At 67.8% G+C, this 21,900-nt stretch carries 19 protein-coding genes and 1 pseudogene; 14 read left to right on the top strand and 6 right to left on the bottom strand.

The annotated features are described in order from the left end of the window. Positions 1-20: 20 nt before the first annotated feature. Positions 21-1,952 (bottom strand): hypothetical protein, encoded by a 1,932-nt coding sequence (locus NA11_RS10035; protein WP_141717500.1) that lies wholly within the window; start codon positions 1,950-1,952, stop codon positions 21-23. A 178-nt stretch (positions 1,953-2,130) separates the two neighbouring features. Next, positions 2,131-3,507, bottom strand: coding sequence for a lipase family protein (locus tag NA11_RS10030; RefSeq protein ID WP_084654440.1), 1,377 nt, complete (start codon positions 3,505-3,507; stop codon positions 2,131-2,133). Positions 3,508-3,726: 219 nt separating this feature from the next. Here NA11_RS10030 and NA11_RS10025 point away from each other — a divergent pair, with 219 nt between their 5' ends. The 12 genes from NA11_RS10025 (at position 3,727) to NA11_RS09970 (ending at position 13,650) form a co-directional block, all read left to right on the top strand. Continuing rightward, a complete protein-coding gene (locus NA11_RS10025; protein ID WP_069161524.1) occupies positions 3,727-4,992 on the top strand; it encodes a PucR family transcriptional regulator in 1,266 nt (421 codons plus the stop codon). 331 nt (positions 4,993-5,323) lie between these two features. Then, complete coding sequence (locus NA11_RS10020) at positions 5,324-5,722, top strand: TOBE domain-containing protein (RefSeq protein WP_069161523.1); 399 nt, start codon at positions 5,324-5,326, stop codon at positions 5,720-5,722. A gap of 11 nt (positions 5,723-5,733) precedes the next feature. Further along, on the top strand, positions 5,734-6,513 hold the full coding sequence (gene modA / locus NA11_RS10015; protein ID WP_069161593.1) for a molybdate ABC transporter substrate-binding protein: 780 nt from the start codon (positions 5,734-5,736) through the stop codon (positions 6,511-6,513). A gap of 44 nt (positions 6,514-6,557) precedes the next feature. Then, positions 6,558-7,316 carry a molybdate ABC transporter permease subunit gene (modB, locus tag NA11_RS10010; protein WP_069161592.1) on the top strand — a complete coding sequence of 253 codons (759 nt, stop codon included), beginning with the start codon at positions 6,558-6,560 and terminating at the stop codon, positions 7,314-7,316. After that, positions 7,313-8,362, top strand: a complete 1,050-nt coding sequence (locus tag NA11_RS10005) for an ABC transporter ATP-binding protein (RefSeq protein WP_069161594.1) — start codon at positions 7,313-7,315, stop codon at positions 8,360-8,362. The genes modB and NA11_RS10005 overlap by 4 nt, the downstream gene beginning before the upstream one ends. A 144-nt stretch (positions 8,363-8,506) precedes the next feature. Continuing rightward, positions 8,507-9,373 (top strand): hypothetical protein, encoded by an 867-nt coding sequence (locus tag NA11_RS10000; protein ID WP_069161522.1) that lies wholly within the window; start codon positions 8,507-8,509, stop codon positions 9,371-9,373. 13 nt (positions 9,374-9,386) lie between these two features. Further along, positions 9,387-9,623 (top strand): hypothetical protein, encoded by a 237-nt coding sequence (locus NA11_RS09995; RefSeq protein ID WP_069161521.1) that lies wholly within the window; start codon positions 9,387-9,389, stop codon positions 9,621-9,623. 116 nt (positions 9,624-9,739) lie between these two features. After that, positions 9,740-10,909, top strand: a complete 1,170-nt coding sequence (locus NA11_RS09990) for a thiolase family protein (protein ID WP_069161520.1) — start codon at positions 9,740-9,742, stop codon at positions 10,907-10,909. Between the two features lie 37 nt (positions 10,910-10,946). After that, positions 10,947-11,966, top strand: coding sequence for a phosphotransferase family protein (locus NA11_RS09985; RefSeq protein WP_069161519.1), 1,020 nt, complete (start codon positions 10,947-10,949; stop codon positions 11,964-11,966). After that, entirely contained in the window at positions 11,963-12,703 is a 741-nt protein-coding gene (locus tag NA11_RS09980) for an SDR family NAD(P)-dependent oxidoreductase (RefSeq protein WP_069161518.1), read from the top strand. Before NA11_RS09985 ends, NA11_RS09980 begins: the two co-directional genes overlap by 4 nt. Positions 12,704-12,809: 106 nt before the next feature. Beyond that, on the top strand, positions 12,810-13,388 hold the full coding sequence (locus NA11_RS09975; protein WP_069161517.1) for a pyridoxamine 5'-phosphate oxidase family protein: 579 nt from the start codon (positions 12,810-12,812) through the stop codon (positions 13,386-13,388). A gap of 52 nt (positions 13,389-13,440) precedes the next feature. Beyond that, positions 13,441-13,650, top strand: coding sequence for a TOBE domain-containing protein (locus tag NA11_RS09970; protein ID WP_069161591.1), 210 nt, complete (start codon positions 13,441-13,443; stop codon positions 13,648-13,650). Positions 13,651-13,655: 5 nt separating this feature from the next. On the opposite strand, the gene NA11_RS09965 is transcribed toward NA11_RS09970, so the two are convergent. The 3 genes and pseudogenes from NA11_RS09965 to NA11_RS09955 all read right to left on the bottom strand — a co-directional run bounded on the left by NA11_RS09965 (position 13,656) and on the right by NA11_RS09955 (position 17,170). Next, positions 13,656-15,602, bottom strand: coding sequence for an MFS transporter (locus NA11_RS09965; protein WP_069161516.1), 1,947 nt, complete (start codon positions 15,600-15,602; stop codon positions 13,656-13,658). Between the two features lie 328 nt (positions 15,603-15,930). Further along, a pseudogene (locus NA11_RS09960) lies at positions 15,931-16,257 on the bottom strand (transglycosylase family protein); the annotation flags it as partial. A gap of 445 nt (positions 16,258-16,702) precedes the next feature. After that, complete coding sequence (locus NA11_RS09955; protein WP_084654438.1) at positions 16,703-17,170, bottom strand: PaaI family thioesterase; 468 nt, start codon at positions 17,168-17,170, stop codon at positions 16,703-16,705. Positions 17,171-17,422: 252 nt separating this feature from the next. On the opposite strand from NA11_RS09955, the gene NA11_RS09950 reads away from it, so the two are divergent. Continuing rightward, a complete protein-coding gene (locus NA11_RS09950; protein WP_245745806.1) occupies positions 17,423-18,370 on the top strand; it encodes an SMP-30/gluconolactonase/LRE family protein in 948 nt (315 codons plus the stop codon). A gap of 21 nt (positions 18,371-18,391) precedes the next feature. Here the strand turns inward: NA11_RS09950 and NA11_RS09945 are convergent, their stop codons facing one another. After that, a complete protein-coding gene (locus tag NA11_RS09945) occupies positions 18,392-19,030 on the bottom strand; it encodes a CatB-related O-acetyltransferase (RefSeq protein ID WP_069161588.1) in 639 nt (212 codons plus the stop codon). A 187-nt stretch (positions 19,031-19,217) separates the two neighbouring features. Here NA11_RS09945 and NA11_RS09940 point away from each other — a divergent pair, with 187 nt between their 5' ends. Continuing rightward, a complete protein-coding gene (locus tag NA11_RS09940; protein WP_069161514.1) occupies positions 19,218-21,899 on the top strand; it encodes a discoidin domain-containing protein in 2,682 nt (893 codons plus the stop codon). Position 21,900: the final 1 nt, after the last annotated feature.

Genomic DNA, 21,900 nt, shown 5'->3' with positions numbered 1-21,900 from the left:
ATCTCCTTCGCCGAAACGGGTCACTGGAATTGGTCCGCGAGCCTGCGATACCTGTTGGCACGCAGCAGGAACGGCGTCCGGTCGCGAGCGTGGTCGGCAAGCAGCTCGTAGCTGTGCGCGATCCGCGAACAGAGCGTCGACTTCTGTTCCGCCGCGGTGACCCGGATATCGGACTCGAACGCGGGCACCAGGGCGAGCAGGACCGCGATGTGCTCGCGCGGGGTGCGGGCCCGGTCGTCGCTGTCGATCAGATCGGCGTCGCGCCTGGCCGGATCTGCCGTCTCGACGATGGCGTCGAAGAGCGTCAACCACTCGGCGGACGACTGCTCCGCCAAGTGCTCCGCGAGCTCAGCGACCACCGCGTCGCGACCGTGCAGCAGGCGCGCGTGATGCAGCCTGCTCGCCGCGTCACCGGCGCCGACGCCGTCGGACAACTGCCGGAATACCCGCTCCCAGTTCGGCGTCTGGTCCGTGCGCGCGGCGAGCGCGCGCAGGCCGAGCAGCCGCGCCAGCGCGGGCAGTTGCTCCGCGCCGCCCTGTGCCGCAGGCGCCCACAACGTGCGCGACTTGAACAGCGCCGAATCGTGTCCGACCGCGGCGGGCAGCAGGGTGACGAGGCCGAGCGCCTCGGCTTTGCGCCGGGCCGCCGACACCGTCACGAGCCCGTTCACCAGTTCCTGCCGGACCAGCTTGTTCACGCTCAGCCCGCGGACGAAGATCCGCAGCAGATACTGCTCGGCGGTGATGCCCGCCTCCGGCCCCGCGCTGCGCAGCAGGCCGTCGAGATCACCGAGCAGCTCCCGGTCCAGCTTGATCCGGCGGAGCAGGTACTCGGTCGCCGCCGCATGGCCACGGGTGAGCCGATAGATCGACTCGCCGATGCTTTCGGACTGGAACGGATCGACGTCCTTGGCCATCAGCCGGACGTCGCTCTCGCTCAGCTCGGGCAGCCGCACCCGCGCCCAAGACGCCGTGCTCGATGCCTGCGCGAACGGCGCCGACCACACCGCGGGCGCAGGCAGCTGGCCCGCCTGATCATCGCTCAGCACACCGGAACTCGCGGTGATCACGGTGAGCGGGTCGGACAGCCTGGCGCCGGTGGCCGCGATGTTCTGCCGCACCCGCAGCAGGGCGCTGGTGAAGGACGCGGCCGCGGGTGCGTCGCCGTCGTCGATGAGCACGAGCGCGTTGGACGTCCGGCGCCTGACCTTGGCGACGCTGAGCCGCAGGTCTGCGAGCAGCGCGCCGACCAGCACATCGTCGACACTGCGGCGGGTCCGCGGATCGATGCTGCGCGCGTTGCTGCTCAGCCCGATCAGCGCCCGCTCGGCATCGACCCCGCGGAGACCGAGGTCCTGATGCCCGAACCAGGCGATCTTCGGACCCCAGGTGAATCGGCCGAGCAGCCGCCCGCCCATCAAACGGCCGACCATCGCGTCGGAGACCGTGTTGGCCACCGCGGGCGCGATCACGTCGGCGCCGGGCACCTTGATGTTGGTGGCGAGCGAACCGGTGAAGTTGATCATGTTCCGGACGAAGCCGATGAGCGCCGCGCGGCGCTCGTATTGATTGAGCAGCCGATGCAGTCTGTCGAGTTGCTGATTCGGCGGGAGGCTGTCGAAATCCTCCGCGATGACGATCTGGGCGATCAGGGTCCGCGGAAACGCGACGGCGTAGCCGGGGATGTCGATGCTGAGCCCGAGGATGATCGCGGCAAGCACGGTGCGCACCGGATTGTTGAGATCGAAGGGCCGTTCCAGCGGACGGACCAGCACCGACGGCGTGTGCCCCTGCCATTTGTCCAGGACATGGTTCAGCACGGCGGTACGGCCGGAACCACCGCAGCCCTCCACCACCAGCACCGGCTTCGGCGTCTCGGACGCGGCCGCCGCCGGAACCTCGATCAAGGTATCGATCAGATCGAGTAGATCGGTGCGCCCCACGAACACCAAGCATCGCCTCCCTCGGCTTGGCGACACCCTAACAACTACCGATCACCCCAACAACCGGATTCCGCTCTGAGACAACGGAATTACCGAATCGAAGCGAACAAGTTACCGTCTCGAGCGGTACCGTACCGACCGGACCGGACGTTTGTGCCGCACGTTCCGTACCTGAAGACCGATATCGTCACGCCAGCAGGTTGCGGACCAGTCGAATCGGCAGTCGCCGCATGTCGGCGGGCCAGCGCGCCGAGTGCCGCAGTGCGCGGATGGGACGCGCGAACAGCATGCGGACGAGCAGTCCGGCGAAGTCGAGATGGCCGGGCACGGCCCGTCGCGAGCACGCCAGCGACCAGACGGTCTCGGTGCCCGCAGGGGCGAGTTCGCGCTGCGCGAAACGGTCCGCGAGCCAGTCGACCATCACCGGAAGTGCCAAGAACTGCAGGAGCAGGTGGGTGCTGAGGCGGTCGCGCAAGTAACGGACGTGCGTGCCTGCGGCGGTGTACCTTGCCACCTGCGCGTCCACATCGGCGACGGCGATGACCTCGTCGTAGACCCCCTGCAGGATCAGCATGGGCATGGCGGGAGCGCGGCCACCCGGCCGGATGTCCGCGAGGACGCGCTGGAGTTCCGGCGCGTCCAGGAGTGCCGAAAGGCCACCGCGGCAATGCTTGTCGATATCGCGGCGGGCGAACCGATACAGCAGCGGGAAGGTGGCGGTCACCTCGGTGGCCTGCAACCAGCCGAGATAGTTGGCGTCCAACTCGGCACGCAGCAGGTGATCCAGGCCGGGATAGGCGCGGCGCAGTCCTGCGGTGAAGACCGCGGCGAAACCGGCGAACATCGAACCGTTGAGTCGCACGAAGGCCGCAGCCGGATCACCGACCGGCGAGGCCGCGACGGCGCCGACGATCTCGAGTTCCTGCGCATATTCGGCGGCCAGCTCGGCCGCCCATGCGGTGGCCAGCCCACCGCCCGAATAGCCCCACAGCGCAACGGGTGTGGCGGCGGCCAGACCGAGCGGCGCGAAGGCCAGCGCCGCCCGAATCCCATCCAACGCGCGGTAGCCGGGTTCACGGGCGGCACCGAACCGACCGAAGGTCCCTCCGTGATCGGGGACCGACACCGCCCAGCCGCGCGCCAGTGCGCTGGTGATGAGCGGCAACTCCAGCTGCGGAATCGACCCGGCCGCCCTGGCACCGAGCCGAAGTGCGTAGGAGGGCAGGCATTTCGAGGCGACCGCGTCGATCGCGCACTGGAACGAGACCAGCGGGCGCGGCACGGTCGGATCGGCGCCCCACGGCAGCAGCACCGTGGTGACCGCGACCTCGGGGACTCGGTCGAGATCGCAGGTGCGGTACAGCAGCTGCCACGCCGAGATCCGCTGTGCGACAACACTGAACAGCGCCAGCTCGACCCGCCTGGTGCGCACGATCGCACCCGGCGGCAGCTGGTCGAGCCCGAGCGGCGCGAGATAGAACGGATCCACCTCGGGCAGCAGCGGAAAAGCGGCGTATTGCTCGACTTTCGGCGCGTGCGCGCTCAGGACGGGATCGGCACTCATCGGGTTCGTTCCTCTCCAACGGCGTGGTCACGCCTCCCCCGCGGACCCACCGACGAGGGCCGTCTCGGCGTCGCTCAGTCGAATCTATGGCCGCCGGTCGGCCGGTGTCACTGCGCGCCGGAGCACAGAATCCACCAGCAAAGTTGGTGCCAGAGACAAAGTTCCGGCCGGTACTGCGGATTTCTTGCCACAAAACCTGTCGGTGGAAACAATCGGCTCATGTCCCTCGCGCTCTCCCCGCCTGCCCGCGACGCGTCGCTGGTCACCCGGCTGCTCGCCCGCTGGCCGCAGATCGCCGAGCGCATGCTCGCCGAAGGACTCGGCGCGACCCCGCCCGCCGCCGATTTGCCCGAGGGGCACTTCACCGCCGAGGTGCTGCCCGCCATCTACGCGTGCGGGCGCGCCGTGCTGCACGCCATCGGCGAACAGCGGGAACTGACCAGAGCCGAGGTCGCGGTATTCGTCGTTCCGGTGGCGCAACGGCACGCCGAGGACCGAATTCCGTTGCCGCTGTTGATCGAAGCCATCCACGGCTCCGCGCGCTCGGTGCTGCGGGAGGCGACCGAACTGGCCACCCCCGCCGAGATGGACGAGTTGATCGTGGTCGGCGGCCGACTGCTCGACCTGCTGACGCACATCAACGTCACGGTGGTCGAGACCTACACCGAGGTCGAACAATCGATCTTCAACGCCGAACGGGAAGCAAGGCGCGCGCTATGCGCCGCATTGCTCGGCGGGCTACCCGCCGAAGAGCTCGCCGCCCGCGCCGATACCGCGCTGGCCGAGCGATATACCGTGCTGGCCATCCACGTTCGGCACGAGGAGCACCCCGGTACCGCGGGCACGCTGATCAGCAGGCGACGCATCCGGATCCTGCAGCGCGCACTCGACGGCCTCGCAGGCACGACCGCGCTGGCCACCTTCGACGGCGCGACCGGAATCGCGTTGCTGCCGACCGTGCTGGAGACCGAGGTCGACGAGCGACGCTCCGCGCAGCTGGCCGCCGAGCTCGCCGAGCAGTTCGGGGTTGCGGTGTTCGTTGCCGAATATCGTTCGGCGGCACGCGAAGCCGTGCCGCAGACGGCGCGGGACGCCACCGACCTCGCTGAGCTCGCGCGCCTGCTCGGCCGCCCGACGGGCGTCTATCGCCTGGATGATCTGCTGCTCGAATATCAGCTGACCAGACCGGGACCCGCGCGGGATCGGCTGGCCGAACGGATAACGCCGATCCTGGGCAGTCCCCACCTGATGGCCGCGTTGGACGCGCAGCTACGGCACGGTTCCGATCGAAAGGCGGCGGCCGCGGAAATTCACGTCCACCCGAATACGTTCAGCTATCGCCTGCGCCGGGTCGCCGAGCTCACCGGCATCGATCCGACCGAACCGCACGACTCCAGGATGCTCGCGGCGGCGCTGACCATTCATCGCCTGTACCCGGCGGCCGATGCGCACATCGCTGGGCCGCCGGGTCAGGACGGCACCTAGATGACGTGCCAGGCCTGCAACAGGTAGGTGATGTTGGCGGCAATGGACGTGACGACGTTCGCGAGATTCAAAGCGGACGAACCCAGATCGAGCAGCTGCACCGAAATTCCTCCATCAGAGTGGGACTGCAAACGCCTTCCAATCTAGTGCTGGTCAGCGCGGTCGAAGCCGCTGTGAGGCAGTTCACCGGCGGTCTGCGCCACACCGAACACCGTGGTCGCATAACGGAGGAAACGGTTGTGCGATCCACCGACCCGGGCCCGGCCTGACGCCGCGAACTCGGAGGAAACACCCACTTGCTTTCCGCAGACACGGCAATAAACTGCCCATCGTGTCGGATTTGCGGATCAGTGAGGTGGCGGCGCTGGCAGGCGTCAGCGACGACACCGTGCGGCGGTGGATCGACCAGGGTCGGTTGACCGCGGTCCAACTCGGCAACGGCCGCAAAGGCGTGCGCGGCCGCGAGTTGGCCGAATTCCTCCAGGCCACCGCGGAAACCCCGGAGACCGGCGTCACCATCGCCGCCTCCGCGCGCAATCGGATGCGCGGCATCGTCACGCGAGTCGTCAAGGACACCGTGATGGCGCAGGTCGAGCTGCAGGCCGGGCCGTTCCGGCTGGTGTCGCTGCTCAGCAGGGAATCGGTCGACGAGCTCGGGCTCGAAGTGGGCAGCGTGGCCATCGCCTCGGTCAAATCGACACACGTCGTCGTAGAAATTCCGGAAAGTTGATGAGGTCGACCATGATTCGTTCGCTGTGTGCAGTCGCCGTGGCCGGTGCCGCCGCGCTGACCCTGGTCGGCTGCGGCGCCGACGACAAGACGGCGCCGACCGGCACGGACCAGATCGGCGGCACCGTGACGGTTTTCGCCGCGGCCTCGTTGACCGAGACGTTCACCGAGCTCGGCAAGCAGTTCGAAGCCGCGCACCCCGGCGTCAAGGTGGTCTACAGCTTCGGCGCGAGTTCCGCACTCGCCGAACAGATCAACCAGGGCGCCCCCGCCGACGTCTTCGCCTCGGCGGCGCCGAAGAACATGCAGCAGGTCAAGGACAAGGGTGAGGTGACCGGCACGCCGGTCACCTTCGTGCGCAACCGGCTGGAAATCGCGGTACCCAAGGGCAATCCCGGCCACATCACCGGACTCGCCGACTTCGGCAAGGCCGAACCGAAGATCGCGTTGTGCGCCGAGCAGGTGCCGTGCGGTGCCGCCGCCAAGACGGTGTTCGAGGCCGCGGGCGTCACCCCGCAGCCCGACACCAGGGAGGCCGACGTGAAGGCGGTGCTGACCAAGGTCAAGCTCGGCGAGGTCGACGCCGCGCTGGTGTACCGGACCGACGTGCTGTCCGCGGGCGACCAGGTCGAGGGCATCGACTTCGCCGAGGCGGGCAAGGCGATCAACGACTATCCGGTCGCGCCGCTGGCGCACGCGCCGAACGCGGCCGCGGCCGTGGCGTTCGTCGATTTCGTGAAGTCGGCGCAGGCACGGGCGGTGTTCACCAAGGCGGGATTCGACGCTCCGTGACGCCGCGGCGGCGGGCAGTACGCGGGCGGCGACCGCTCGTGCTCATGCTGCCTGCGCTGTGCGCCTTGGCTTTTCTGCTCGTCCCGCTCGTCGGCCTACTACTGCGAGCGCCGTGGCGCGGGCTGCCCGATCGGCTGATCAACGCCGAAGTCGGTCAGGCGCTTCGGCTTTCGCTGGTGTGCGCAAGCCTCGCGACGGTGCTCTGCCTGATCTTCGGGGTGCCGCTGGCGTGGTTGCTCGCGCGCGGCGACCTGCCCGGGCGCGGGGTGCTGCGGGCCTTGGTGACCGTGCCGTTGGTGCTTCCGCCCGTGGTCGGTGGTGTTGCGCTGCTGCTCGTGCTCGGCAGACGCGGGCTGATCGGGCGGTACCTGTACGAATGGTTCGGGGTGTCGCTGCCCTTCACGACCGCAGGCGTGGTTGTCGCGGAAGCCTTTGTGGCGCTGCCGTTTCTGGTGATCTCGGTGGAAGGGGCGCTGCGGGCGGCGGATCCGCGGTTCGAGGAGGCGGCGGCGACACTCGGTGCGTCGCGCTGGTTGACGTTCCGACGGGTGACGCTGCCCTCGGTGCTGCCAGGCGTGGTGGCGGGCGGGGTGCTCTGCTGGGCGCGGGCGCTCGGCGAATTCGGCGCCACCATCACGTTCGCCGGCAACTTTCCGGGGAAGACGACCACCATGCCGTTGGCGGTGTACCTGGCGCTGGAATCCGATCCCGAAGATGCGATCGTGCTCAGTTTGGTGCTGCTGACAGTGTCGGTTGTGGTGTTGGTCGCGTTGCGTGAGCGGTGGATTCGGGGGGCGGTGTGACGCTGGAAGCCGAACTTCGGGTCAGTCGTGGGCATTTCGAGTTGAGCATCGAATTGTCGGTCGCGCCTGGCGAAGTCGTCGCCCTGCTCGGGCCGAACGGGGCGGGCAAGACCACCGCACTGCGAACGCTGGCCGGGCTGACCCCGCTCAGCGGCGGTACGCTGCGGATCGGCGAAAAGACCTGGGACGCACCGCCGAAGGTGTTCGTCCCCGCCGAGCGGCGCGAAGTCGGCGTCGTCTTTCAGGACTACCTGCTTTTCGGTCACCTGAGCGCGTTGGACAACGTCGCGTTCGGGCTGCGCGCTCGCGGCCGTCGCCGCGGCGCGGCCCGTGCCGTCGCCGCCGAGTGGCTCGATCGGGTCGGTCTCGCCGATCACGTGCACGCCAAGCCGCAGACGCTGTCCGGCGGTCAAGCCCAACGCGTCGCCCTGGCGCGCGCCCTCGCCACCGACCCTGCCCTGCTGCTGTTGGACGAGCCACTGGCCGCCCTCGATGCGAGCACCCGCGTGCGCGTGCGCTCCGACCTCGCACACCATCTCGCCGACTACCCCGGCCACACCGTGCTGGTCACCCACGACCCACTCGACGCGATGGTGCTTGCCGACCGCCTCGTCATTCTCGAGCACGGCCGCATCACCCAGGAGGGTCCGCCGAGCGAGGTCGCCCGCCGCCCGCGCTCCGACTACGTGGCAAACCTGGTCGGCCTCAACCTCTATCGCGGCACCGCCACCGGCACCACCATCGAGCTGGACGCAGGCGGCACCCTCACCGCCGCCGAACCCGCAACGGGTCCCGTGCACATCGCCTTCGCCCCCACCGCCGTCAGCCTGCACCCCGACCGCCCCACCGGCAGCCAACGCAACACCTGGCCGGTCACCATCGCAGGCATCGAACAACACGCACACACCATCCGCCTCCGCCTCGACGGCACCCCACCCGTCCTCGCCGACGTCACCCCCGCAACCGTCGCCGACCTCGAACTCCGCCCCGGCACCGAACTGTGGGCCGCCGTAAAAGCCACCGAAACCCACACCTATCCCGCGTAGTTCACCCTCCCGGCAACTTAGCGACACACAGTGCCCAACAGATGTGCGAGACACGCCGGACTTTGGCACGAAACACGGCACTCATCGCACACGAATTGCACTGGCCCCCACAATCTGTCGGAGCCTGCTGGCAATCTCCCAGCCATGCCGAAAATCCGTCACGAGCTACCCCTCGAATTGCTGCGTTACAGACCCGAATTGGCTGCGGTGCTGCTGGCGGACACCGGCATCGAGCTACCCGTCGGCGCGACCGCCACCGTCACGGACAGCAACCTCAGCACGTGCGAACCACCCGAATTCCGCGCCGACGCTGTCACCCTGTTGCGCGGCACCGACGGCGGCAAACTCGCGATCATCACCGAATCCCAGTCGGACTCACCGAAACCTGGCAAACGCCGAGCCTGGCCTGCCTACGTCGCGGTCGCCCAATCCCAACACGACTGCGACGCGGTCCTCGTCGTCATCGCCTCGAACCCGGCCACCGCCCGCGCCTGCCGCCGCACCATCCGCACCGGCCACCCCGGCTTCGACCTCGCCCCCATTGTGATCGGCCCGGACAACACCCCCGACCCCACCAACCCTGCCTTCGCTCCCGTCGCCGCCGAACTCACCGTCCTGTCCGCCGTCACCCAAGCCTTCGACCTGCACCAAGACGCCACCCGCCGCATGGTCCTCGACCAACTCGCCACTCTCGATCCCGAAACCCGCACCACCTACACTCGATTTGTCCATCAAGCCGCCTCGGAAGCGGCCAAGGAAGCCTTGGAGGAGCTCATGGCCAGCCCTGCCTATCGAGACGAATTCGTCGACGGGTTACTCGACCAAGGCCGAGCCGAAGGAGAGCTCACAGGCGAGGCCAAGATGCTCATACGCATCCTCAACGCTCGCGGCTTCGTCGTTTCAGGTCACCTGCGCGCACGCATCCAATCCTGTTCGGAGACCAAACAGCTCGAGACATGGGCCGACAGAGCGGTGTCGGCCGACACCATCGAAGCTGTCTTCCTCGACTGAGCTGGAGGAGCTCATGGCCAGCCCTGCCTATCGAGACGAATTCGTCGACGGGTTGCTCGATCAAGGCCGTGCCGAAGGAAAGGTGCGCGAGGCCGCGAAGATACTCGAGCACATCCTCGCCGCTCGAGGCTTCCTCGTCTCGGATGAGGTCCGCGCACGCATCCGCTCATGTGTGGACACCGACCGGCTCGAAGCTTGGATTCACGCAGCGATCTCTGCGGAAACTGTCGAAGCCGTCTTCGGCGACTGATCGGACTCTGGATGTTCCGGCGATAGTTGCCGGACCTTGGGGATTGGGTCGACATTGGGTGAATCCGTGTTAACTTAGTGGAGAATCTCTACTAACTTAGCTGATCGGAGAGGGCTATGCGGTCCGCCGTCATCGTCGATGTTGTTCGTACACCGTCCGGGAAGGGCAAGGTCGGGGGTGGGTTGTCGGGGGTGCATCCGGCGACCTTGCTGGCGGGGGTGTTGGGCGAGTTGGTGGCGCGGAATGGGCTCGATCCGGCGTTGGTGGACGATGTGGTCGGGGGGTGTGTGACGCAGAGTGGGGAACAGGCGTTCAACATCAGTCGGACGGCGGCGTTGGCGGCGGGGTTTCCGGAGTCGGTGCCTGCGACGACGGTGGATCGGCAGTGCGGGTCCAGTCAGCAGGCGGCGCATTTCGCTGCGCAAGGAGTGCTGTCGGGGGCGTACGACATCGCGATCGCCTGCGGGGTGGAGTCGATGAGCCGGGCGCCGATGTTCTCCAATGCGCAGGGCAAGGATCCGAATCAGGGGCCGCTGGCGCAGCGGTATCCGGACGGTCTTGTGCAGCAAGGGATTGCGGCGGAGGTGATCAGTGCGCGGTGGAAGTTCGATCGGGCGGCGCTCGACGAGTTCGCGGCGCGGTCGCATCGGCTCGCCGCGGCGACCGCGGCGGCAGGCGGGTTCGACAAGGAGCTGGTGGCCGCTGGCACGCTGACCGCGGACGAGACCATCCGGCCGAACACGACCGCCGAAGGCCTGGCGGGTTTGCGGCCCGCGTTCGTCGATGAGCAGTTCAGCAGCCGGTTCCCGGAGATCGAATGGTCGATCACGCCGGGGAATTCGTCGCCGCTGACCGACGGCGCCTCGGCCGCGCTGATCATGAGTGAGGAGGCGGCGACCAAGCTCGGCCTGCGGCCGCGGGCTCGGTTCCACGCGTTCTCGGTGGTCGGCGACGATCCACTGCTCATGCTGACCGCGGTCATTCCGGCCACCCGCAAAGTCTTGGCACGGGCGGGATTGAGCATCGATGACATCGACGCCTACGAGGTGAACGAGGCGTTCGCCCCGGTCCCGCTCGTGTGGCAGCACGAAATCGGCGCCGACCCTGCCAAACTGAACCCGCGCGGCGGCGCGATCGCCCTCGGCCATCCGCTCGGCGCGTCGGGCACTCGTATCCTGGCCACCATGGTCAACCACCTCGAACAGACCGGCGCCCGCTACGGCCTGCAAACCATGTGCGAGGCAGGCGGATTGGCGAACGCCACCATCATCGAGCGCCTCGGATGATCCGCACTCCGAAGCGAAGCACGGTCAGGGCGATCCGATGACCGCGGCACTGGCCGGGCTCGATCTCCCGGCGCTGCAACGGTATTTCGACGCCGAAGTGCCCGGCACCGCAGGACCGCTGACCGCGGCACTGTTGAAGGGCGGCAAGTCCAACCTCACCTACCGGATCGGCGACGGCGTGCACGACTGGGTGCTGCGCCGCCCACCGCTGGGCCCGCTCACGCCGACCGCACACGACATGGCTCGCGAATATCGCATCGTCGCCGCCTTGCAAGGCACGAATGTCCCTGTCGCACAGGCGATCGCCTTGTGTGAGGACACTGCGGTGATCGGCGTGCCGTTCGCGGTCGTTTCCTTCGTGGACGGCCATGTCCTGCAGGACGGCGACCAGACCGCCGCCCTCACCGTCGAGCAGGCCAGAGCCTGCTCCGAGGCACTGGTCGACACGCTGGCCGCACTGCACGCGGTGGATTACACCGCCGTCGGCCTCGCCGAGTTCGGCCGTCCCGCAGGCTATCTGGCCCGCCAGGTGAAACGCTGGCGCGGCCAATGGGACCGGGTCGCCACTCGCGAACTCGACTCCCTCGACCGGCTGACCGACGCGCTGGGCAGGTCCATACCGGAGCAGGCGGGCGAGACCATCGTGCACGGCGACTACCGGCTGGACAACACGATCGTGGCCCGCAACGACTTCGGCAGCATCGCGGCCGTCGTCGACTGGGAGATGGCGACGCTCGGCGACCCGCTCGCCGATCTCGGCCTGCTCCAGGTCTATTGGGATGCCCGCTGCGAGCCGGTGCTCGGCGTCCGGCACGCACCGAGCGCGAACCCCGGCTTCCTGTCCGTCGACGAGGTCGCCGAACGCTACGCCACCGCAACGGGTTACCCCCTTGACCAACTCCCGTTCTATCGCGCACTCGGCTACTTCAAACTCGCGGTCATCGCCGAGGGCATCCATCAACGCTTCCTCGCGGGCAAGACGGTGGGCGACGGCTTCGCCCAGATCGGCGCCGCCGTGCCGCTGCTCCTCGACGCCGGATCGGAAAGCCTCGCATGAGCATCCGCAGCGCCCTCGTCACCGGCGGCTCCCGCGGCATCGGCGCCGAGGTCGCCCGCCGCCTCGCCGAGGAGGGCTATCACCTGACCATCGCCGCGCGGAACCAGGACGCGCTGACCGACACCGCGGCCAGACTGCGCGAGCAGACGGGCGCCGAGGTGTATCCCGTTGTCGCCCAGATGAACGATCTCGACCAGGTCCGTGCCCTCGTCCAAGCACATGCCGAGCGCTTCGCCGGTCTGGACGCCCTCGTGCTGAGCGCGGGCACCGGCACGGCGGGCACGGTCGCCGACATGCCATCGAAGACCTATGAGCGGATGCTCGACGTCAACTTCCGCGCCCCCATCACCCTCATCCAGGCCGCCCTTCCGCTGCTGCGCAAGAGCGCGGCGGCCGATCCGCGGCGCGGCGCGAAAATCGTTGCGCTGGCGTCCATCACCGGCGTCATCGGCGAGGCGGGCCTGGCCGCCTACGGCGCAACCAAGGCGGCGTTGATCTCGCTCTGCGAAACCGTCTCCCTGGAGGAGTCGGCCAACGGTGTCACCGCGACCGCTATCTCGCCGGGCTACGTCGACACCGACATGACCGCGTGGAAACGCGACGTCCTCGACCAGTCCGCGATGCTCACCACGGGTGACATCGCCGAGATGGTGCTGGCGATCACCCGCCTTTCGCGCAACGCGGTGATCCCGAACATCGTCATCTCCCGCGCAGGCGAACAACTCTGGCGCGCCTAGCGCCAGGACAAGCAAGTGATCTGGGCCTCAGCCGCACAGCGCGGTCCGGCGGCGGCGTTACCCTCGAATTGACGTCCCTGCATGGACGACCAGGGAAGGGGCCACGATGGCGAAGGTCTTCTCGCATCTCGATGACGCATTGCGCAAGTTCATCGGCGAGCAATCGATGTTCTTCGTAGCCACCGCACCCTCCGACGGCGGCCGGGTCAACCTGTCCCCCAAGGGTTATCGCGACACCTTCGCCATCCTGGACGACCACACCGTCGCCTACCTCGATCTGTACGGCAGCGGCGCGGAAACCATCGCCCACCTGCGCGAGAACGGGCGCATCACGATCATGTTCTGCTCGTTCGCCCGCACCTCGAAGATCTTGCGTCTCTTCGGCACCGGCCGGGTGGCGCGGCCGGACTCCGCCGAATTCGACGACCTCCGACCGCATTTCGGCCTGCAGCATCCCGGTATCCGCGCCGCCGTCATCGTCGACATCGACCGGATCGCCGATTCCTGCGGCTACTCGGTGCCCTATCTGGAGCTCGTCGACGAACGCCCGGTCCTCGACTCCTTGCATGCCAGACGCACCGACGACGACTTCGCACGACGCATCGCCGGCGACAACGCGACCAGCCTGGACGGTTTGCCCGCCCTCGAACCGGACCATCCGCTGCCGTCGGCCATCCCCCGGTAGACACCGCCCGCAAATCCCCGCGCCGGAACCAGGCGTGCGTATGCTCGCCGACATGCGACTGAGCACCCGCAACCAACTGGATGGCACTGTCGTTTCGGTGACCCGCGGCGAGGCCATGGCCGTCGTCCGGGTCCGCCTGGCCGGCGGCGACGAGGTCACCTCGTCGATCACCCGCGCCGCCGCCGACGATCTCGAACTCGCCGACGGCGTCCCGGTGAAGGTGTTGATCAAGTCGACCGAGGTTGCCCTCGGCGTCGAATAACCCGCCTATCGCTCGGCAGGCTGCGGCGTCAACGCCGCGAGCTCCTGCTGCACCTGCCGATCGTGCGCTTCGGCCTCGGCGGCGGCCTTCTTCGGACTCCAGTGCCCGGCCATCAGGAAGATGAACGGCAGGAAGGCGACCTGGGCGAGCAGGCAGATCCACCACCACCGTTCCCACTGCTTCGGGGAATCGGCCTTGGCTTGCTGCACCTCGTTCCCGTGCGCGGCCAGGTATTCCTGATCCGCCGCGGGAATGGTGCCCACCGCTTGCAGTTGGGCCCCGGCCTTTTCCAGCTTCGGGCCGACGGTGGTGGCGACGGCGAACTCGGCGGGCGGTATCTGCTGCACTGCGGTGAGCCGCGCGATCGCCTGGTCCGGCGACGTCCCGAACTTCTTGGCGACCTGACCGACGGCCGCGAGCCCGGCCATCGCGTCGCGCGGATCCGCCGCGAGCGCCGCCTGGGTGGCCGGTTCGATGGCCTGCAGCGTGGCGAGTTCCTCGGGATAGCGGGTGGTGAGCCCGGCGGTTGTCTGGATCTCGGCGGGTGTGGCACCGGTCAGCCTGGTGAGCGCGGCCAGCTGGGCGGCCTGGTCGTTCGGGTTCTTGCCAAGTGCCGCAAGGGTTTCCGGTCCGACCTGCTGAATCGTCGCGAGCTGCGGCCCGTATGTCGCCTGGATCTCCTGCAGCCGGTGACCGTGATTGACGAGCGGGCCCGCCGCGTTGACCACGACAAGTAACCCGAACAACACCACGGTGACAACGCTGCGCAAGGTGCCGCCCCACACCGCGAGACCCACCGCGGTCGCCGCCGGATTCCGCTCCTCGACGGTCTCGGTGAAGCTGGCCATCCAGGTGGAGTAGGCGATGCCGGTGCCGACGGCGATGACGGCGAACACCCACGCGAACGTGTAGTACCCGGTCGCAGGCTCGTCGGTGTAGCCGATGAACAGGTACATCCCGACGATGCTGATCACCGCGCCGACGACCATGAACGGTTTGCGCACCTTCAGATAGTCCGAGGCGATGCCTGCCAGGACGAGCGCGATCGCGTTGGCCGTCCAGTACCAGTTGCCGAGCGCGTTGGCCTTGGCCGGACTGAAGCCGAAGTTCGTCGCCATGTAGACCGGGAGGAACGACACGATCGTGTAGAAGAAGGCAAGGAACAGGCTGATCGCCAACGCCGATCCGACGATGTTGAGCCGCAGCATCTGTCGCCACTGCCCCTGTTCCAGCTGCCGCACGTCGAGGCCGCGGGCGCGCGCCTCGATCAAGGCCCGGTCGCGCAGCGAAACCATGATCTGGTCACGCAACTGCGGGCTCAGCTCGCGCAGTCCGACCACCGCGATCACCGAGATGGCCAGGCAGATCACTCCGCACAGCCGGTAGTGGTACTGCCAGTCGGGGTGCGCGTCGAGCGTCCTGGTGGAGATCGCGGTGGTGACCAGTGCGCCGATGACCGGGCCGAGGGTCCAGAAGCCCATCGCGGACGCGCGGCCCAGCTGCGGGGAGAAGTCCCTGATCAGCGCGGGTGTCGCCACCAGCACCGCGCCCTCGACGATGCTCACCAGACAGTAGACGACGAGGTACTGCTCCTTCGTCGTGGTCGCAGGCACCGCGACCAGGGTGAGCAGCGAGACGATCACCACGCCGTAGGCGACGATATTGGCCCGGCCCCACCGGTCGAGCACCCCGGCGAGCACCGAGGCGGCCGCACCGAACGCGGCGCCGATGATGAAGATCCAGACGAAGTAGGCGAACGACAGGTCGAAGTAGGCGATCAGTTCGTTGCCCACCGCGCCGGTGACGAACAGCTGGTAATAGAGCGCGATCGAGGTGATGACCACGACGGCCAGGTACCAGGAGCGGGCGGGGGTATCGGGATAGTGCGGAAGCTTGCGCTGCCATAACCCGGTGAGAATGGTCGGCGGTGCCGCCGTTGTGGTCGAGCTCATGATCGAGATGCCTTTCTAGCCACGGCATCTCGTCTGGCTCTAATGGCGAGGCGAGTACGAGTAGCCGGGGTGGCAACAGGCTAGTGAGCGACACCACCGCCCGCAGGCATTTCACGACACGAGACCGAAACGTGTTCTAGTTCCGAATGATGGGACGAAATATCTGAACGCTCGCTCGATAGTCATCGATGTGGCAATAGAAATTGGAAAGCACATCGAAGTCGACAAGGCAAGAGCAAGTCTCATTTATCAGGATGAATCCAATCGCCCTGAAATTGCCCGGCGACTGCGGCATGGCAGCGGCAGCCGCCGGGCACCTCACAGGTCAGAGGTAGGCGCCGCACACCGGCCATGCGCCGGCGCCCTGGGTGGCGAGCACACTCTCCGCGACGCGGATCTGCTCGGCCCGGCTCGCGTTGCTCGGGCTGCCGACACCGCCGTTGGCCTCCCAGGTGCTCTGGGTGAACTGCAGGCCGCCGGAGAAGCCGTTGCCGGTCTCGATCCCCCAGTTGCCGCCGCTCTCGCACTGTGCGACGGCGTCCCAGTTGTGCGCGGACGCGGTAGCGGTGGCCAGGCTGAACGGGATCGCGACGAGGGCGCCAAGCGCAGCGGTGAAGCCGAGGACACGGGTGCTGAACAAACGAGTACGCATCATGGGATGTCCGGTTTTCTGCCTGCGCCCACCAACGTGACGCACGCGGCGTCGCGTTCCTGTCCCCAGGAAGGTCTGGGAGCCTCGAACCGCGGGACAGGGTCACCGGCATTCAACGATTCGAGTTCTGGCCCGGCATGGATCCGAGCTGAATGAGGACGGTAGCTGAGAAATGGCTACCAATCACGCGCCAATCAAGGACGAATTGCCTCAACCAATACTGGAGAGAAGGCTGTTTAGCTGCACTACGCAGCGAGAAAGCGATACTTAAACACTAAGTTATCGCTTCGTTATGTGGCCGAGATCACTCCGCAATTGTGCCGTTGATCGCACGCGAATACATGACGCGTACCGGACACGCCCGGGTGCCCGAAATGACAGTTTCATGGTGCGCACTCCGCACCGGAGAATCCGGCCCGCAGCGGGCCGTTGCGGGCCGAAAACGCCCCTACTTGCCGTGGGCGCGCAGCTGGTAGAGCCCCTCGGTCTCCGCGACCACCACACCGTCGGCGTCGGTGACCACGGCCCGCAGGGTGAAGTCGGACTTTCCGTTGGCGGCGGCCTCGTCGGCGATCCTGGCGATCTCCGCCGCGGGCAGGCTCGCTTCGGCGCGCACATCGGTCTTGGCAGGCTTGCGGAAGAACACGTGCAGGTCCTTCACCAGCGGGTAGTACGCCGAGTTGTCGAAGGAGGCGATCGAGATCGCCCCGCCGAGGATCTCCGCGACGGTGAACAGCACGCCCGCGTACATCACCCCGAAGTGGTTGCCGTTGCCCTCGATCGGCACCGTGGTCGCCGCGAAGCCGGGCCGCACCTCGACCGCGGACACCCCCATCTTGTGCGCGACCGGGATGGTGAATTCCAGTGCCCCGTTGATGATCTCCGCGAACGGCGGCATCTCGTTCTCGTCGTTCATAGCGCACCAGTCCCTTCACGCCGGCGGCGACCAGCACCTCGGGTCCGCCACCTCGGGGACCGTTCCGAAGCGTAACCCCTGCGCCGCCGTGCGCAATCACGGTGTGGCGCTGATCCTCTGAGGCACGCCAACACCATCGAGATGGCAGGCATCCGGCCTGGACTGGCGCATACTGCACGGGGTTTCCCGCCCGCTCCCCGCGATTCGCGCGACCGCCGCGATTCGCCTCATCGGACACAGCCGAGGTGCGCAATGAACAGTATGGAGAAGACGGCGCTCACCGTGGCGACGCTGACGTTCGCCGCCTTGTCGGCGGTGACCGCGCCGACGGCGCAGGCCGCGCCGGTGTGCGCGGGAGCAGGCCAACCGACGATCGTGGCCGCGACGTTGCCAGGAGCGCTGGAAGGGCTGACCGTCGACGCACGGGGTCGGGCCTATACAACGGACCTGCAGAGCGGGCGGGTGTATCGGATCGACGCGCCCGGCGCGGTCCCGGTGCCCATCGCGAGCGTGCCGAGCGGTGGCGCCGGCGCGCTCGCCTGGACGCCGACGGGCACCCTGCTCGTCGGCTACGGCGCGGACGCCAGGGTCTTCTCCGGCGACACCCAGCGGCACGCCGGGATCGTCGAACTCGATCCGGACAGCGGTGCGATGACACCGTTCGCCGCCGGGCTCAGCGCCGCCAACGGCTTGGATGTCGCGCAGGACGGAACCGTCTACGCCACCAACGACTTCGGCAATCTGATCGGCCGCGTCTACCCGAATCGCGTTGTCCAGGCCGATTGGACGTCGTTCCCGAGCGCGAACGGCGCGGTACTCGACAGGAACGACGAATACCTCTATGTCGGAAGGACATTCGTCAACCCAGGGGTGAGCCGAATTCCCACCGCCAATCCCGGTGCGCCGCAATCGCTGCTCGACCTCGGCGGCGGCGACGCACTCGACGCACCGGACGGGCTGACGCTGGATTCCCTGGACCGCCCGGTGGTTCCGTTCAACACGGCAGGCCAGGTCATCCGGATCGACGCACCGAACAAGTACTGCGTTCTCGGCGTCGGCAACCCGCTGACCAGCGTGCTCAGCTACGGCCGAGGCACGGCGGGCTTCTCCGCAGGCCGCCTCTTCGGCGCCACCTTCACCGGCGTGATCTACGAAATCCCCGGCGGGTTCGACCCGAACGCCCGCACCGCGACTCCGTAACCGCCGCGACGACGAATTCGGTTACGGCGCAACGGCCGCCAACTCGTCGACGCTGCCGGACATGAGCGTGCGCAGGTGCGCGGTGAGATGCTCGATCGGCCAGTCCCACCAGGCCAGCTCGAGCAACGTGCTGATGTCCTCGTCGGAGTAGCGACGGCGGATCAGCTTCGCCGGATTGCCGCCGACGATGCCGTAGTCGGGAACATCGTCGACGACAACGGAACCCGACGCGACGATCGCACCGTCGCCGATCCGCACACCGGGCATCACCGTGGTGCGGTAACCGAACCACACGTCGTTGCCGATCACGGTGTCTCCTCGGCCGGGCAGGCCGGTGAGCAGATCGAAGTGGTCGGACCAGGAACCGCCCATGATCGGGAAGGGGAAGGTCGACGGACCGTCCATGCGATGGTTGGCGCCGTTCATGATGAAGCGCACGCCCTCGCCGAGCGCGCAGAACTTCCCGATGATCAGCTTCTCCGGCCCGTAGTGGTACAGCACGTTGTTGGTCTCGAACGCGGTCGGCTCGGCGGGGTCGTCGTAATAGGAGAACTCGCCGACCTCGATCAGCGGCGAGGTGATCAAGGGTCGCAGCAGCACCACCCTGGTCTGCCCTGGCATCGGATGCAGCGCGGTCGGGTCGGCGGGCATGGCTGGCATCAGGAATCGGCTCCTCGTCGTCGGCAACATGACCCCGGTCGCCACTCGTGGGGACAGGCGACGCCTCGGGCTCCGCGCTCGATCATAGGATGACTACTGGTCGGCGATCCCGGGTCGTGCTTGCATCGACTCGGGTTCCGATATCCGAGCACGACACGATCATCCATGCGGCACATGGAGGTACGGTTTGGCTTCTCGCACCAAGGTCCTGGTGAGCATCGCCTTCGTCGTCGCGCTGGCGGTGGTGGCCTTCGGCGTGCTGTTCGCGGTCCGGCAGGCCGACCGCGCCGGGGCGGCGCCGGTCTGCCCCGGTGACGACGACTCGTCCGCGCCCGGCTGGATGGCGTCGCACACCGACGTGGACGCCGCGTTCGACGCGCATCCCTTCGTCGGCAACGGCTATCTCGGGCTGCGGGTGCCGCCGCGCGGGATGGGCTACGCCGAGACCGGCGAGCCGACCGGCTGGCCGCTGTACACCCCCCGCTACGACGGTGCGTTCGTCGCGGGGCTGTACGGGCATGCCCCCGGCGTCGCCGACGACCGTGAGGTCGCCGCGGCGATCCCGAACTGGTCGACGCTCACCGTCGGCGTCGGCGACGACACCTATGGCGTCGGCACTCCTGCTGATCGGATCACCGACTTCCGCCAGACGCGGTATCTGCGCTGCGGCCTGGTGCGCACCGCGCTCACCTGGACCAGCCGTGACGGCAAGGTCACCGATCTGGTGTACGACGTCATCGCGGATCGGACCGAACAGCATGTCGGCGCAGTCCATCTCACCGTCGTCCCCCGATGGTCCGGCGAGCTGACGGTGACCGATCTGCTCGACGGCGCCGGTGCCCGCCGGTTGACGCGGACCGACAGCGCGGCCGACGACAACGGCATCCGCGTCGGCTTTCGCACCGAAGGAACCGGTGTCGACGGCGCGGTCGCCTCGGTGTTGAGCAGTCAGGCACAGCCCACCGCCGCACCCGAGCACACCGTCCGCCAGCAGGCCGCGATCGCGGTGCAGGCCGGAAAGTCCTACGAGGTAACCAAATTCGTCGGCGTCGACACGACGTTGACCGCACCGGACCCGGCGACCGCGGCTGTCGAGGCCGCCGAGCGCGCGGCAAGAAAGGGCTGGCCGGGCCTGCTCGCGGACTCGGCGCGGGCGTGGCGATCGTTGTGGCAGGGCGATATCGAGATCCCCGGCGCGCCGGAGCTGCAGTCGTGGGCGCGCGGGGCGCTCTATTCGCTGTACTCGGCCACGAATTCCCAACAGGACAACAGCATTTCACCGGTCGGGCTCAGCAGCGACAACTACGCGGGCGCGATCTTCTGGGACGCGGACATCTTCATGTTCCCCGTGCTACTCCAGCTGTCGCCGCAACTCGCGAAATCCGTGGTGGAGTACCGATACAAGACGCTGCCTGCCGCGCAGGCGAACGCCCGACAGCTCGGCTTCCGCGGCGCCTTCTACCCGTGGACCAGCGAAAGCCGTGGCGCCCTTGCCGAATGCCACAGCTGGGATCCACCGCACTGCCTGATCCAGATCCACTTGCAGGGCGATATTTCCCTTGCGGCCTGGCAGTACTACCTCGGCACCGGCGACACCGACTATCTGCGCACCCGCAGTTGGCCGATCATGCGGAACCTCGCCGAATTCTGGACCTCCCGGGTGACCCCGAACGCGGACGGCAGTTATTCGATCGACAACATCGCGGGTCCGGACGAATACAGCAACGGCGTCAAGGACGGGGCGTACACCAACGCGGTCGCCGCGCTCGCACTCCGCAACGCCGCGAACGCCGCCGAGATCCTCGGCGAACCGGTCCCGCCCGCATGGACCACGATCGCCGACCACCTGCGGATACCGTTCGACGCCACCAGGCAGGTATTCGCCCAGTACGACGGGTATCAGGGAACACCGATCAAACAGGCAGACACGGTGCTGCTGCTCTACCCCTTGGATTGGCCTATGTCGCAGGAGGTTTCGGCCAATACCTTGGCCTACTACGCCGAGCGCACCGACCCCGACGGCCCCGCGATGACCGACTCGGTGCACGCCATCGCCGCCGCGGCACTCGGCCTGCCAGGCTGTGCGGCCAACACCTATCTCGACCGGGCCGTTCGTCCCTTCGAGCGCGCCCCGTTCGGTCAGTTCGCGGAGGCACGCGGCGACAAGGCGGGTGTGCATGATCCGTTGGCCGGTGCACCGGCCTTCACCTTCACGACCGCGGCGGGCGGATTCCTGCAGACCTTCACCAACGGACTGCTCGGGCTGCGACTGCGCGCCGACGAGGTTCGCGTCGATCCGATGCTGCCGTCGGAGCTGGGCTCAGGGCTGCGCCTGCGTGGCATGCACTGGCAGGGACGCACTTTCGACGCCGACATCGGCCCGAAGGAGACGCGGATCACCCTGAAAGACGGTGCGGCGATGCACGTGAGCACGCCTGCTGGCACCAAGGAGCTCAGCCGAGACAAACCGCTCACCGTCCAGACCCGGCGCCCCGACCTGGCGGCCACCGACAACCTCGCCCGCTGCAAGCCGGTCACCGCGAGCTCGGCGGAACCGGGCCGCTACGCCGAGGCCGCGGTCGACGGCAGCACCGCCACCGGCTGGGCGCCGGACGCGGCGCACGGCACGCTCACCGTCGACCTCGGCGCCGAAACCGTTGTCGGCCGGATACTTCCGCACTGGTCGAGCCCTGTTCCGAGCACGGTCGCGAGCTCATCGGACAACCGCGCCTGGACGACGCTCACCCTCGACCCAACCGGTGCACCCGCGACTCCGACGACCGCCCGCTACCTCCGCCTCGACGTCACCGCGCACGATCCGGCGGCACGTCCCGACCTGCGCGAGCTCGAGGTCATCGCACCGAAGTAGG

Source organism: Nocardia altamirensis NBRC 108246 (genome assembly GCF_001612685.1).
Taxonomy (GTDB): Bacteria; Actinomycetota; Actinomycetes; order Mycobacteriales; family Mycobacteriaceae; genus Nocardia; species Nocardia altamirensis.
Note: the sequence above shows the minus strand (reverse complement) of the source record. Positions and strands in the feature narration are given on the sequence as shown.